10 protein-coding genes are annotated in these 14401 nt (G+C 64.6%); 8 read left to right on the forward strand and 2 right to left on the reverse strand.

Annotated elements, in window-relative coordinates:
* Window positions 1-11: 11 nt before the first annotated feature.
* Complete coding sequence (locus IEV58_RS06610) at window positions 12-1265, reverse strand: sarcosine oxidase subunit beta family protein (RefSeq protein WP_188408865.1); 1254 nt, start codon at window positions 1263-1265, stop codon at window positions 12-14.
* A gap of 159 nt (window positions 1266-1424) precedes the next feature.
* Here IEV58_RS06610 and ccmI point away from each other — a divergent pair, with 159 nt between their 5' ends.
* From ccmI to IEV58_RS06650, 8 genes are all read left to right on the forward strand, one after another.
* Window positions 1425-2243, forward strand: coding sequence for a c-type cytochrome biogenesis protein CcmI (gene ccmI, locus IEV58_RS06615; protein ID WP_188408866.1), 819 nt, complete (start codon window positions 1425-1427; stop codon window positions 2241-2243).
* Window positions 2240-2683: a cytochrome c maturation protein CcmE gene (gene ccmE, locus IEV58_RS06620; RefSeq protein WP_188408867.1), complete on the forward strand. Its 444-nt coding sequence runs from the start codon at window positions 2240-2242 to the stop codon at window positions 2681-2683. The genes ccmI and ccmE overlap by 4 nt, the downstream gene beginning before the upstream one ends.
* Entirely contained in the window at window positions 2680-4662 is a 1983-nt protein-coding gene (locus IEV58_RS06625) for a heme lyase CcmF/NrfE family subunit (protein WP_188408868.1), read from the forward strand. The genes ccmE and IEV58_RS06625 overlap by 4 nt, the downstream gene beginning before the upstream one ends.
* Window positions 4659-5129, forward strand: a complete 471-nt coding sequence (locus IEV58_RS06630; protein WP_188408869.1) for a cytochrome c-type biogenesis protein — start codon at window positions 4659-4661, stop codon at window positions 5127-5129. Before IEV58_RS06625 ends, IEV58_RS06630 begins: the two co-directional genes overlap by 4 nt.
* A gap of 109 nt (window positions 5130-5238) precedes the next feature.
* Window positions 5239-6843 carry a Do family serine endopeptidase gene (locus tag IEV58_RS06635; protein WP_188408870.1) on the forward strand — a complete coding sequence of 535 codons (1605 nt, stop codon included), beginning with the start codon at window positions 5239-5241 and terminating at the stop codon, window positions 6841-6843.
* Window positions 6844-6902: 59 nt separating this feature from the next.
* A complete protein-coding gene (locus IEV58_RS06640) occupies window positions 6903-7583 on the forward strand; it encodes a response regulator transcription factor (protein ID WP_188408871.1) in 681 nt (226 codons plus the stop codon).
* Complete coding sequence (locus IEV58_RS06645; protein ID WP_229729216.1) at window positions 7558-8958, forward strand: sensor histidine kinase; 1401 nt, start codon at window positions 7558-7560, stop codon at window positions 8956-8958. Before IEV58_RS06640 ends, IEV58_RS06645 begins: the two co-directional genes overlap by 26 nt.
* A gap of 98 nt (window positions 8959-9056) precedes the next feature.
* Complete coding sequence (locus IEV58_RS06650; protein ID WP_229729260.1) at window positions 9057-11966, forward strand: bifunctional [glutamine synthetase] adenylyltransferase/[glutamine synthetase]-adenylyl-L-tyrosine phosphorylase; 2910 nt, start codon at window positions 9057-9059, stop codon at window positions 11964-11966.
* A 7-nt stretch (window positions 11967-11973) separates the two neighbouring features.
* On the opposite strand, the gene IEV58_RS06655 is transcribed toward IEV58_RS06650, so the two are convergent.
* On the reverse strand, window positions 11974-14316 hold the full coding sequence (locus tag IEV58_RS06655; RefSeq protein ID WP_188408874.1) for a PAS domain-containing sensor histidine kinase: 2343 nt from the start codon (window positions 14314-14316) through the stop codon (window positions 11974-11976).
* Window positions 14317-14401: the final 85 nt, after the last annotated feature.

Raw genomic sequence — 14401 nt, forward strand, 5'->3', positions numbered from 1 at the left:
GGAGAGCCTGCTCAGTGCGCCACGGCGGCGGCCGCATCTTCATCGATGACGCGGCCGTCCTGGAAGCGGTCGATGCCGAAGGGAGCCGCGATCGGATGAGGACGCCCGTTGGCGAGGGAGGCCGCGAAGACATAGCCCGAACCAGGGATAGCCTTGAAGCCGCCCGTGCCCCAGCCGCAGTTGAGCCAGAGGTTGGCAGGCCCCGCAGGTCCGATGATGGGCGAGCGATCCGAGGTCATGTCCACCGTGCCTGCCCATTGCCGCATCATCTTCAACCGCGCGAAGGAGGGGAACAGCTCCACCATGGCGGCCGCCGATTCCTCGATCCGGGGCGGCGCTCCCCTGCGGCTGTGATCGATCTGGCTGTCGGTCCCGCCACCGATGACGAGCTCGCCCTTGTCGGACTGGCTCACGTAGCCATGCACGGCGCCGGCCATCACCACGACATCGAGGACGGGTTTGATCGGCTCCGAAACCAGCGCCTGCAGTGTCTGCGCCCTGAGCGGCAGCCGCACGCCGGCACTGGCCGTGATCTCGGCGCTGGCCGAGGCAGCCGTCACGGCGACGGTGCCGGCAAGGACCGTGCCCTTCGTCGTGGCGACACCGACGACCTTGTCGCCTTCGGAGACGAGATGGGTCACGGCACAGTTCTCCACGATGTCGACGCCGAGTTGCGAGGCACCGCGCGCATAGCCCCAGGCCACCGCATCATGCCGCGCGGTCCCGCCTCGTGGCTGATAAAGCGCGCCGAGGATCGGATAGCGGCTCCGCGAATCCTCCGCCAGCATCGGCACATGCTTGCGAATCTCCTGTGGTGGGATCAGCCAGCTGTCGATGCCGAAGTGGCGGTTCGCGTCGGCGATCCGCGTCAGTTGATCGAGTTCGTGCCGTGTCTGCGCCAGGCTGACGAGGCCGCGCCCGGAAAACAAAACGTTGAAGCCCAGTTCCTGGGTCAGGTTCTCGTAGAGTTTATGCGCAAGCCCATAAAGCGCCATGCTTTCCGGTTGCAGATAGTTGGAGCGGATGATGGTGGTGTTGCGACCGGTATTGCCGCCGCCGATCCAGTCCTTCTCGATCACGCAGACGTTGGTGATGCCGAACTCGGCGGCGAGATAATAGGCTGTCGCCAGGCCATGACCGCCTCCGCCGATCACCACGACGTCGTAGCGGTCGCGCAGATCGGCCTTGCGCCACGCCGGCTTCCAGCCGCGGTGGTTTCGCAAGGCCTCTCGCATGATGGAAAGAAAGGAATAGCGGCGCGTCACGGTGGGGCGTCGTTAAGCGGGAAAGGGTAAAACGAGCATGCAGGCGACAACACTAACCGGCGGTTCAGGCGGACGATAGCCCCCTCGGACCGTTTCGCGCGACCCCATGTCACTCGCGCGGCGGCCCTGAAGCGGGTATCTCCGCGCTGAGAGGATCCATTGAGCGCCCTTATTATCTTCGGCCTGATGACGCTGTCGGCGATGTTCATGGTGCTGCTGCCGCTCGGCTGGCGGCAGCATGACATGGCCATCAGCGACGTGGATGTCTATCGCGCGCAGCTTGCGGAGGTTGAGCGGGCGCGCGCTCAAGGCACCGTCGCCGCTGAAGAGAGCGAGGGCCTTCGTGCCGAAGTCGCGCGGCGTCTTCTGCAGGCGGTGGACCGCGCCGGACCGATCATGAGCGACGCGCTCTGGCGCCGCCGGCTGGCGGCGGTCATCGCCGTCGTGGGCGTTCCCATTGCGGCGGCCGTCATCTATGGCGCCTTCGGCAATCCCGACATGCCCGATAGGCCGCGCGCCCAGCGGATGCAGCGCGCCATGGGCGACGAAACATCCGCCCTCATCGGCCGCGTTGAAAAGGTGCTTGAGCAGCGGCCGGATGATGGCCGGGGCTGGGACCTGCTGGCGCCGGTCTACCTCCGGGTGGGGCGGGCGACCGACGCGGCCAAGGCCTATGACAACGCCATCCGTCTCCTCGGCTCGTCCCCGGAGCGCGAGGCCGGACGAGGCGAGGCCCTGACCATCGAAGCCAAGGGTATCGTCACCCCGGAGGCGAGAGCCGCCTTTTCGCGGGCGGTTGAGAAAGATCCGGAAAACGCCCGGGCGCGCTACTTCCTGGCGCGCGCCAAGGCGCAGGATGGAGACCGGGCAGGGGCTGCGGCGGATATGAGGGCACTGCTTGCGGAAGGTTCGGAGGATGCCCCCTGGCGTTCTTTCGTGGAGCGCGCGATCGAGGAATTTGAAGGAGCCCGGCCATGACGCGCAAGCAGCGGCGGCTGATCCTGATCGGCGCGGCGGGCGCCGTGCTGTCGCTGGCGCTCGCGCTGGTGCTCACGGCACTGCGCGATTCCATCGTGTTCTTCCGCACGCCGACCGAAGTGGCTTCGGGCGGCATCGACAGCGGTTCGCGCCTGCGGCTCGGCGGGCTCGTGGGCCAAGGCTCGATCGAGCGCGGCGAAAATCTCGCGATCCGCTTCAGCGTGACCGATGGCGGCAGCACGGTTCCGGTGTCCTACGTCGGGCTTCTGCCCGATCTTTTCCGCGAAGGCCAGGGCGTGGTGATCGAAGGCGTGCTGGAATCCGGCGGCACGGTCCGGGCCGATACGGTGCTGGCCAAGCACGACGAGAATTACATGCCGCGCGAGGTGGCGGACGCCCTCAAGGCACAGGGCGTCTGGAAGGGCGAGGGCGAAAGGTGATCATCGAAGCCGGCCATTACGCGCTCGTTCTCGCGCTGGTCCTCAGTATCGTGCAGGGGGTCCTGCCGTTCTGGGGCGCGCGCGCCCATGATCGCACGCTCATTGAAACATCGGGGCCGATCGCGCTGGGTGTGCTCTTCTTCATCGCCGCCTCCTTCGCGGCCCTGACATGGGCCTATGTCGCCTCCGATTTCTCCGTGCTCAATGTCGTTCAGAACTCGCATTCGGCGAAGCCGCTGATCTACAAGATCTCGGGCGTCTGGGGGAACCACGAAGGCTCCATGCTGCTCTGGGTCCTGATCCTGGCGCTTTTCGCCGCTCTGGTGGTCATCTTCGGCAGGCGCCTTCCGCCGGTGCTGCGTGCCGACGTGCTCGCGGTCCAGGGGTGGATCGCCGCCGCTTTTCTTGTCTTCATCATTGCGGCGTCCAATCCCTTCGCGCGGGTCAGCCCGCCTCCGATTGAGGGACAGGACCTCAACCCTCTTCTGCAGGACATCGGCCTGGCGCTGCATCCGCCGCTGCTCTATCTCGGCTATGTCGGCTTCTCCATGTCCTTCGCCTTCGCCGTGGCGGCCCTCATCGAAGGTCGCATCGACGCAGCCTGGGCGCGCTGGGTGCGGCCCTGGACGCTGGCGGCCTGGATCTCGCTCACGCTCGGCATCGCGCTTGGCTCCTACTGGGCTTACTACGAGCTTGGCTGGGGCGGCTTCTGGTTCTGGGATCCGGTGGAAAACGCCTCGCTGCTGCCCTGGCTCGCGGGCACGGCGCTCCTGCACTCGGCACTCGTCGTGGAAAAGCGCGATGCGCTCAAAATCTGGACCGTGCTGCTCGCGATCCTTACCTTCTCGCTGTCGTTGCTGGGCACCTTCCTCGTACGCTCCGGCGTCCTTACCTCGGTTCATGCGTTTGCGGTCGATCCGCAGCGCGGACTGTTCATCCTGATCATCCTCGCCGTCTTCATCGGCGGATCGCTTTCGCTTTTCGCGGCAAGGGCGGGGGCGCTGAAGCCTGGTGGGCTGTTTTCGCCGATCAGCCGCGAAGGCGGGCTCGTCTTGAACAACCTGCTTCTGTCGGCGGTTACTGTCACGGTTCTCGTGGGGACGCTCTATCCACTGGCGCTGGAGGCGGTGACAGGGCACAAGATTTCGGTCGGCCCGCCCTTCTTCAACGCAACTGTCGGCCCGCTCTTCCTGCCGCTCCTGATCGCGCTGCCGTTCGGGCCACTGCTGGCGTGGAAGCGCGGTGACATCGGAGCGGCGGCTCAACGTCTCCTCGCCCTCATGATCGCCGCCGCACTCCTTGCGATGGTGTTGATCGCCCTTGTCGATGGCGCGTCCATTCCGGCGATGCTGGCTCTCGCGCTGGGTGCCTATGTCGCCGTCGGCGGTTTTTCGGAACTGGTCGAACGCTCCAGGCTCGGCCGGGTTTCGCCTGCGGAAAGTCTTCGCCGCCTGGTTGGCTTGCCGCGCTCTGCCTGGGGGGGCGCACTCGGTCACGCTGGGGTCGGCCTTACTTTGATCGGCATCGTCGCCGCCACGGCGGGACTTGAAGAGCACGGCGCCACCCTGACGCAGGGCCAGAGTATCGAGGCCGGCGGTTATACCGTGACCCTTGAACGGATCGAGCAGCGAAACGGCTCCAATTACCGCGACCTTGCCGGTGTCTTCTCGATCCGGCGCGGCGGTGTGGAGAAGGGCGAGGTGGAAGCCGCCAAGCGGATTTACATCGCGCGCGGGATGGAAACCACGGAGGTGGGTCTCGTCACGTTCGGTCTGGGCCAGCTCTATGTCGTGACCGGGGAAAGGTCTGGCGGCACAACGCTCGACGTGCGCCTGTCGTGGCGTCCGCTGGTTCTTCTGATCTGGGGCGGCGCCTTCATCATGGCCGCCGGGGGCCTGCTGTCGCTGGCGGATCGCCGTCTGCGATTGGGTGCGCCTCGGCGTGCCGCCGCGCGCTCCGTGCCGGTGGCCGCCGAATGAGAAACGGCCTTTTCCCCGGCATGGCGCTGTTTGTGCTCCTTTCAGCCGGCACTGTCATGGCCGCCCCATTGGCCGATCCGGCGGAGGAGGCGCGGGCCCAGGCTCTGTTCCGGGAACTCCGCTGCCTTGTCTGCCAGAACCAGTCCATCGTCGATTCCAACGCTCCGCTCGCCGAGGATCTGCGCACCCTGGTGCGCGAACGGATAGAGGCGCGGGACAGCGACGAGGAGATCAAGCGGTTTCTGGTGGCGCGATATGGTGAGTTCATCCTGCTGCGGCCGAGACTGACGTGGGAGACCCTGCTGCTGTGGGGCGCCCCGGTATTCGCCCTCGTCGGGGGCCTTGCCTTGTCCGCGCGTGCCATGCGCCGCCGTCGCCATCTCTCTGGCAGGCAGATGGGTTTGAGCGAGGACGAGGAAGAGCGGCTGAAGGCTCTGCTTGGCCGTGATGAAGGTCCGATCTCCTGAACCTTACGAAGATTTCATGTTGAAGTCATGGAGCCGTAAGGCGGGCAGGAGCATTTATGGTTCCAACCAATAGGGGCGTTTCGCCCAGTTCGGTTTGGAGAAAACAAACATGACCACCAATCAAGATGCAGGCGCGCCGAAGGCTTCCAAGGGAGGCGTTCTGAACCGCCGCCGTATTGCCCTTCTCGGCTCCGTCTTCGCTGTGGCTCTCGCCGGTGCTGTGGCGGTCGAGCCCGTGTTCGGCCCCTCCGCTCCGGCATTTGCCCAAAATCCCATCCAGGCGCCGGCCGTCAACCAGCCGCCGAGCTTTGCCGACATCGTCGAGGCAGTGAAGCCTGCGGTTGTCGGCGTTCGCGTGAAGACAGCCGAGCGTGAAACGCAGACCAGCCAGACCCTGGAAGACATGCCCTTCTTCCGCGATCTGCCGAAGGATCACCCGCTGCGCCGCTTCTTCGACGATTTCGGTTTTCAGCAGGACAGCCCGAACCGCGACCGCTTCGGCCGCGGACCGCGCGGGGAGGGACCCCGCCAGCACCGCCGTTTCGGTATGGCGCAGGGCTCCGGTTTCTTCATCTCCGCTGACGGCTATGTCATCACCAACAATCACGTCGTTGAAAATGCCGACGAGGTCGAATTGACCACGGACGCCGGCGATACGCTGAAGGCCAAGATCATCGGCACCGACCCTCGCACCGACCTTGCGCTGCTGAAGGTTGATGGAGCCGGCAAGGACTTCCCCTTCGTGAAGCTGGCCGGTGCAGCGCCGCGGATCGGCGAGTGGGTCGTGGCTATCGGTAACCCGTTCGGTCTCGGCGGCACTGTGACCGCCGGCATCGTCTCAGCGCGCGGTCGCGACATCGGCTCCGGCCCCTACGATGATTTCCTTCAGATCGACGCGGCGGTGAACCGCGGCAACTCCGGCGGCCCGACCTTCAACATGCAGGGCGAGGTCGTCGGTGTGAACACCGCAATCTTCTCGCCGTCGGGCGGCAATGTGGGCATCGCCTTCGCTGTGCCGTCCGAGGTCGCCAGCCACGTCGTCGCTTCGCTGAAGGAGAATGGAACGGTCACGCGCGGCTGGCTCGGCATCCAGATTCAGCCGATCACGGAAGACATCGCGGCCAGCATCGGCCTTGAAGACACCAAGGGTGCCTTGGTGGCCGAACCGCAGGCGGACTCGCCGGCGGCCAAGGCCGGCATTAAGGCTGGCGACGCCATCACCAAGGTCGATGGTCAGGTGGTGGAAGGCCCCCGCGAACTGTCCCGCCAGATCGCCAATCTGGAGCCGGGCAAGGAGACCGCGCTCACCGTCTGGCGTGACGGCAAGGAGCAGACCATCACCGTGAAGCTGGGCACCCTGCCGGATGACCCGCAGATGGCGAAGGCCGATAATCCGCGCGGATCCGATCAGGACAAGGGTGCAGGCTCGCGTGCCTTGACTGACTATGGCCTGGAGCTCGACTCCGCCCGCAACATGCCGGGTGCCGGCAGCGAAGGCGTCGTGGTGACCGATGTGGCGACCGACAGCGCGCTGGTCGATCGTCTGAAGTCGGGCGACATCATCCTCGAGGTGGGCGGCGAGAAGGTGAGCCGTCCTTCGCAGGTTGCTGAAATCCTGTCGACCGCCAAGGCGGATGGCAAGAAGGCGGTGCTCCTGCGCGTGAAGTCGGGCGACAGCACCCGCTTCGTGGCCATTCCCACCGATCACGGCTAAGACTTGCTTCCGGCGCGGGTGGCCGATCGCCGCCCGCGTCGGAGGAGTATTTCCGCACCATGAAGATTCTCATCATCGAGGATGACGCGCCTGCGGCGACCTATCTGGTCAAGGCCCTGCGCGAGTCCGGCCATACCGCCACCCATGCCGCCGATGGTGAAGAGGGCCTAGCCCTGGCGCGAGGCGAGAGCTTCGATGTCCTGGTCGTCGACAGGATGCTGCCGAAGCTTGACGGCCTCACCATTGTCGAACGGCTGCGGGAGGAGGGAGATCGCACACCCGTGCTGATCCTCTCCGCCATGGCGCAGGTGGATGACCGCGTGGCCGGTCTGCGCGCCGGCGGTGATGACTATCTCACCAAACCCTATGCCTTTTCCGAGCTTCTGGCCCGCGTCGAGGCTCTGTCGCGGCGAACCGCACCCGCGGCCGCCGAGACCACATACCGCGTCGGTGGGCTGGAGCTGGACCGCCTGTCGCACAGCGTCACACGCGATGGACAGGAGATCATCCTGCAACCACGCGAGTTCAGGCTTCTGGAATACCTTATGCGTTACGCGGGGCAGGTGGTGACGCGCACCATGCTTCTGGAGAATGTTTGGGACTACCACTTCGATCCGCAGACCAATGTGATCGACGTCCATGTCTCGCGATTGCGCTCCAAAATCGACAAGGGCTTCGATCGTCCCTTGCTGCACACCATCCGCGGCGCGGGATATGTGGTCCGTGAAAGCGCTCGGTAGGCTTCTCCGCACCACTGCCTTCAAGTTGGCCCTCGGCCTTCTCGCGGTCTTCGCACTCGCGGCCGTCCTGGCGCTCGGCTACGGCGTCTGGCAGGCAAGCCGCCTGGTGCAGAGCCAGATTGCCGAGACGGTCGATGCGGAAATAGCCGTGCTGCGCGAGCAGTATCGCCTCGGCGGGCTGCGCCAGCTCGTCGTCGTGGTCGAAGACCGCGCCAAGCAGGCCAATTCCCTTCTCTACCTTTTGACCTCGCCCATGGGAGAGCCGCTGATCGGCAACATCGGCGCCATCCCTCCCGGCGTTATCAATCAGGCAGGCGTCAGCGAGGTGCCCTATAGCCGCGCGGACAGCGATATTGTGGCCCGCGATGATGCCTATGTCCGTGTCGAGGTGTTGTCGGGAGGTTTCCGCCTTCTGGTCGGGCGCGACCTCGGCGAACGTCGGCGTGTGGCGGAAGTCATCACCCGCTCGGTGCTCAGCGCTCTTGCCCTGGTGGTCATCGTCGGCCTCCTGGGCGGCTTCTTCGTCGCGCGCCGTGTGCTCTATCGCTTGGATGCCATGACGGCGACGAGCCGGCGCATCATGGCGGGTGATCTGACGAAGCGGCTGATGGTGACGGGAGCCGGCGATGAATTCGACCGACTCGCGCTTGCCACCAACGCCATGCTCGATCGCATCGGTATCCTGATGAGTGAATTGAAGGAGGTCTCGGACAATATCGCCCATGACCTAAGGACGCCGCTGACGCGCCTGCGCAACAGGGCCGAGGAGGCGCTTCGTACGGCTCACGACGAAGCCGGCTGGCGTGTGGCTCTGGAAGGCATCATCGAGGAATCGGAAGGGCTGACGCGCACCTTCGAGGCCCTCCTTCTGATCGCTCGCGCCGAGGCCGGAGCCGTACGTGACCATATGACGACGATCGATCTTGCCGCCATGGCGACGGATGTGGTCGAGCTCTACGAGCCAGTCGCGGAAGAGGCTGATTTGGAGCTGAAGCTGGAAGCGAGCGGCCCCGTCGAGATCCATGGCCATCGGGAGCTGATGGGACAGGCGCTGGCCAATCTGCTCGACAACGCCATCAAGCATGGTGGTGCGGCAGGAGGAGGTTCCATGGTTTCGGTCACCGTCGAGCGGTTGGGGGACAAGGCGCGCCTCGTTGTTGCCGACCGCGGGCAGGGCATTCCCGAAGAAGACCGGATGCGCGTGCTGGAACGCTTCGTGCGTCTGGAGGAGAGTAAATCACGCCCCGGCTCCGGCCTCGGCCTCAGCTTGGCCGCCGCGGTTGTTCGGTTGCATGATGGCGACATCGAGCTGCAAGACAATGCACCAGGCTTGAGGATCGTGGTCGACATTCCACTGGTCCAGGCAAAGACCTGACGGATAAGCCCAGCCAATACGAATGGCGACAGCTTGAGGCTTGCCGTGCTTCATGGCACTCCAGTTCATAACGATAAGATATGGAGGAAGCCTTGGCTGTGCTTGCAGATCTCTTGAAGCAAGGCCCCCGCGTAGTCGATGCGGACCAGGCGGAACGGCGCCTGGGAGACATGCTGGCCGCCAGTTCCAGGCTCTCCAAGCTCGTCAACAAGCGTCCCCCTCTTGCAGATTTCCTCAAAGGGGTCTTCGACGGCTCATCCTATCTCTGGTCCCTGGCGGAGCGGGACCCGGATCGCTTCGCCACGCTCCTTGGCGCCGATGCGGATGAGATGGCAACGTCCATCCTTGCCTCCATGGCGGCCGCGGCAGGGCCGGACACCGATCGCAACGCTGCCATGGCGCAGTTGCGGCAAGGCAAGCGCGACGCGGCACTGCTGGCCGGCATCTGTGATCTCGGCGGCGTCTGGCCGGGCCGGCGCGTCACAGCGTTTCTCACCGATATGTTCGATGCCGCCATCTCGGCCGCCATACGGCAACTTCTGTGGGAAGCCACCGCGCGGGGCCAATTCCATCCGCAAGACCCTGCCGATCCGGAAAGAGGGTCAGGCCTCATCATCTGGGGCATGGGAAAGCTCGGCGCCCGCGAGATCAATTATTCCTCGGATATCGACCTCATCGTCTTCTATGATCCGGCCATTGCCCCGTTGGCAGACGGCGTTGAACCAGGCCCCTTCTTCACCAGGCTGACGCAGCACTTCGTGCGGATGCTGCAGGACCGGACAGCCGACGGCTATGTCGCCCGCACCGACCTCAGACTGCGGCCTGATCCAGGTTCAACCTCCGTGGCGATTCCGGTCGAGCAGGCGCTGGTCTACTACGAAACGGTCGGCCAGAACTGGGAACGCGCCGCCTTGATCAAGGCGCGCTGCTGCGCTGGCGATATCGCGGCCGGCGAGGCTGTCTACGCCGAGCTCGCGCCTTTCATCTGGCGCAAATATCTCGACTATGCCGCCATCTCCGACATTCACGCGATGAAGCGCCAGATTCACGCGCATCGCGGCCATGGCGCCATCGCCATCGAAGGGCACAACGTCAAACTGGGGCGTGGCGGCATCCGCGAGATCGAGTTCTTCGCCCAGACCCAGCAGCTGGTGGCCGGCGGACGCAATCCGGAGCTGCGCATCAAAGACACCGAGAGCGCGCTTGGCGCTCTGGTAGAGGCCAAATGGATCTCGCCTGAGGCGCGGGATGAACTGGTGGAAGCCTATTGGTTTCTGCGCGGCATCGAGCATCGGCTGCAGATGATCGCGGATGAGCAGACCCACGTCCTGCCGGACAGCCGTGAGGGCATGGAGCGCTTTGCCCGCTTCTGTGGATACAGCAGCCGGGATGAGCTGGCGGCGGCGCTGATGCAGCGGTTCGAGCGGGTGGAGGAACACTACGCCCATCTGTTCGAGGATGCCCCCACGCTTTCCTCGACCGCAGGAAATCTTGTGTTCGCGGGAGAGGACGACGACCCGGAAACGCTGGCAACCCTGTCCCGCATGCGGTTCGAGGATCCGGTGCGGGTCCTCCAGTTGGTGCGCGGCTGGCATCACGGGCGGTATCAATCCATGAAAAGCGCGCGAGCGCGCGAGCTTTTGACGGAATTGATGCCGGCGCTGCTGCAGGCCTTTGCCGAGACCTATCGGCCCGACGCCGCCCTTATCGCCTTCGACCATGTGCTGGGACGAATGCCGGCCGGTGTGCAGTTCATGGCTCTGCTTCGTTCCAATCCCAGTCTTCTCGGCCTCATCGCCGATGTGCTCGGCACAGCGCCGCGTCTGGGCGAGGCGGTGGCGCGGCGGCCGCATGTTCTCGATGCGGTCATCGAGCCCTCCTTCTTCGCGTCTGTTCCGACCCTGGAGGAGCAGTCCTCGCGCCTGTCGGTCGCATTGAACGAGGCGGAGAGCTACGAGGATGTGCTGAACCGTGCCCGCATCTTCGGTCAGGAGCAGATGGTTCTGATCGGCGTCAGGGTGCTATCAGGCACGCTGCCGCCAGAACAGGCAGGCGCCGCCTTTTCGAGACTGGCCGACCTCATGATCCAGACGCTTACAAAAGCGGCTGAAAGTGAGATCGTGACCGTGCACGGTCGCGTACCAGGTGGTGAGGCGGCCATCCTGGCCATGGGGCGTCTCGGATCCTGTGAGATGACCGCCTCGTCGGATCTCGACCTCATCCTGCTCTATGACCACGACAACGACGTGCAGGGCTCCGACGGCAGACGCGAGCTATCACCGACGCAATATTTCTCTCGCCTGATCCAGCGCAGCGTATCGGCCCTGACCGCGCAGACGGCGGAAGGGGCGCTCTATGAAGTTGACATGCGTCTGCGTCCGTCCGGACGGGCAGGACCCCTGGCCACCAGGATCACGGCGTTTGAGCGCTATCAGGCGGAGGAGGCCTGGACCTGGGAGCACATGGCGCTCACCCGCGCGCGCGTCGTCACCGGCTCGGAGGCCTTCCGCGCGCATGTTGAAACGGCAATCCGCGAGATCCTGTGCCGCAAACGCGATCCGAGGAAGATCGCGCGGGACGTCACTGAAATGCGGACCATGATCGCCCAGGAGAAGGGCGATGCGGACCCTTGGGACCTAAAATTGGCGAAGGGCGGCCTGCTCGATATCGAGTTCCTGATCCAATACCTTCAACTGGTGCACGCCAATGCCCGGCCGGAGATATTGACGACATCGACCGGCGCGGCGCTCGACGTGCTGAAGAGCCACGATCTCCTTTCGGTTGGCGATTGGGAGGTTCTGAAGAGCGCGCATCGGCGTTATCACGCCTTGATGCAGGTGTTGCGCCTTTGCCTGAAGGGCCGCTTCGACCCCGGCACGGCCGGCGAGGGGCTCCTGCGCCTTCTGGCCCGATCCGCGGGCTTGCCGGATTTCGCCGCGCTGCAGGCAGAGCTGAGAGACGATCAGGTCGCGGTGCGGAAGATCTTCAAGCGGGTGGTTTCGGCCTGACCGCGCATCAATGGCTGGCCGTAAGGCTTTCGATCTCCGGCATCTGTTCCAGCACATCGCCCTCGCGCATGGGCAGCCGGACAAGCACGACGGTGCCGGCGCCCACCGAGGAGCGGATGCGCATGGAGCCATTGTGAAGCTCCACCAGCGATTTGGCGATGGCGAGGCCGAGACCTGATCCCTTGTGCGACTTGGTGAATTGGTTCTCCACCTGCTCGAAGGGGCGTGCGAGCTTCGGCAGCGCCTCTCTCGGGATGCCGATGCCTGTGTCCTCCACATAGATGTTGAGGGCATCGCCGAGCGCACGCACCCGCACCGTCACACGGCCGCCTGATGGCGTGAACTTCACAGCATTGGAGAGAAGGTTGAGGAGAATCTGCTTCAGGCCGCGCTTGTCGGCCTCGATCGTGACGCCGGTGGCCGCTTCCGCACGCAGGGCAAGACCCTTTTCCTCCGCTTGCGGCGTCAGAACGCGGAGGGCATCGAGCACCACCGCATCCACTTCCACCGTTTCGCGCTTCAGCTCCACGCGCCCGGCCTCCAGCGTGGACATGTCCAGGATGTCGTTGATGACATCGAGGAGGTAGCGACCGCTGTCAGAGATATCGCGCGTGTATTCCAGGTATTTCGGCGAGCCGAGGCCACCGAAGGCGCCCGATTCCATGATTTCGGAAAAGCCGATGATGGCATTGAGCGGCGTCCGGAGCTCGTGGCTCATATTGGCCAGGAATTCCGATTTGGCGCGATTGGCGGATTCGGCGGAGGCCTTCTGCTCCGCATATTTCTCAGCGAGATCCGCGAGCTGTTCGGCCTGCAGCTCGAGCGTCTGGCGGGATTTTCGGAGATCCGCCACCGTCGCCATCAAGCGTTTTTCGCTGTCCAGCAGCTTTTCCTCATGCCGCTTCAGCGAGGTGATGTCGGTGCCGACCGAGACAAAGCCACCGTCCTTGGTCCTGCGCTCGGACACATGCATCCAGCGCCCGTCCTCGAGGCGCGCTTCATAATTGCGCGCACCGGCCTCGCGCCGGCCGTCGGGTACGCTCTGTGTGGTCACCACCGTATGCCGCGCATCGCGCATCAGGGTTTCATAGGGAGCGCCGGTGACAACGGCATCACCGGGAAGGGCATGAAGCTGCTGGTACTTCGAGTTGCACAACACCAGCCGGTTTTCCGCGTCCCACAGCACGAAAGCCTCGGAAATGGTTTCGATGGCATCGCGCAGCCGGAGGTCAGCCGTGGCGGTGCGCTCGGCAGTCTGCTTTTCCTCGGTGATGTCGACGCCTATGCCGACGAGATGGTTGGAGCCATCGAGATCATCCATGACGATCTCAGCGCGGATGCGCAGCCAGATCCAGTCACCGGAGGCATGCCGGGCGCGAAACACCTTGTCGAGCGTCCGGGTGGCATCGGTCAAAAGCGCATCTGCCAGGGCGAAGAGATCGATGTCGTCAGGATGGACAAGTTTGTCGAATTCACCGAAGCCGACCTGTGTGTCGCGGGGGTCAAGGCCAAGTAATTCATGGAATGATCGCGACAGGAAAATGCGGCCGCGCGCCAGATCCCAGTCGATCAGTCCGGACTTGCCGCGTGCAAGCGCGGTGTCGATGCGCGATTGGACCCGGATGCTGAGGCTATCCGCCTCGCGGGCGCGTGCTGTCTGCCAGCGGACGGCGACCGTGAGCAAAAGCACGATGCCACCTGTGATGAAGGAGAGCGAGGTCGCCAGCAGCGTCTCGCGCTTCCAAGGTGCGAGGGCCGCATCGAGCGGCGTGAGCAGCGCAAGCTGCCCGTAAGGCGCGCCAAGCGTGCGGACCGTTGCCAGCGCCTGCGCACCATCGGGCAGTTGCAGCGTCATCACGCCGGCCCGTTCCGCGAAGGTGGTCAACACCTGGCCGGTGCCCAGGATGTCAACCAGATTAACAGGATTGCCGGTGGGTGCGACCCCGCTGCGCAGGATGATCCGCCCGGTCGGGTCGCTGATCAGCAGCTGACGATCGGCCAAGGCAAGAGGCGGCAGGCTCGGCGCGTCGAGCACCGCGCGCAAATGAGCATCGGCGTCAGCGACGGACCCGCCGGCCGAGCGACGGGAGAGATCATCGGCCAGTACGCTGGCGACCAGCGCAAGATCAGATCCGGCGGCGGCGACGGCGCGTTCGCGCGAGACATTGATGTGAAGGAAGACGACGAGGGCGAGGACGATGAGGAAGACGCCGACCAGCATCGGCACTGCGGAGCGCAGCAGGCGATCGTTTGCGAGCAGGCGATGAAAGCTTTGCCTCGCGAAAGAACGCCCCAGACTTTTTAAGTCATAGTTGCGTGCAGACGCTATGGCTGCGTGAGCGCGCGCCATTTAGACCTCCGCGAGGATAGTGATATGTGCCCGTAGATCCGAGGAAAGCCGCAAAAGAGCCTCGAATCGTCCTTATTTGAATCCT

This window comes from Agaricicola taiwanensis, assembly GCF_014635245.1.
Lineage (GTDB): Bacteria > Pseudomonadota > Alphaproteobacteria > Rhizobiales > Methylopilaceae > Agaricicola > Agaricicola taiwanensis.

Coding starts and splice junctions, on each gene's coding strand:
- ccmE (WP_188408867.1), top strand. CDS start 2,240: ATGACGCGCAAGCAGCGGCGGCTGATCCTGATCGGCGCGGCGGGCGCC.
- IEV58_RS06630 (WP_188408869.1), top strand. CDS start 4,659: ATGAGAAACGGCCTTTTCCCCGGCATGGCGCTGTTTGTGCTCCTTTCA.
- IEV58_RS06635 (WP_188408870.1), top strand. CDS start 5,239: ATGACCACCAATCAAGATGCAGGCGCGCCGAAGGCTTCCAAGGGAGGC.
- IEV58_RS06640 (WP_188408871.1), top strand. CDS start 6,903: ATGAAGATTCTCATCATCGAGGATGACGCGCCTGCGGCGACCTATCTG.
- IEV58_RS06645 (WP_229729216.1), top strand. CDS start 7,558: ATGTGGTCCGTGAAAGCGCTCGGTAGGCTTCTCCGCACCACTGCCTTC.
- IEV58_RS06655 (WP_188408874.1), bottom strand. CDS start 14,316: ATGGCGCGCGCTCACGCAGCCATAGCGTCTGCACGCAACTATGACTTA.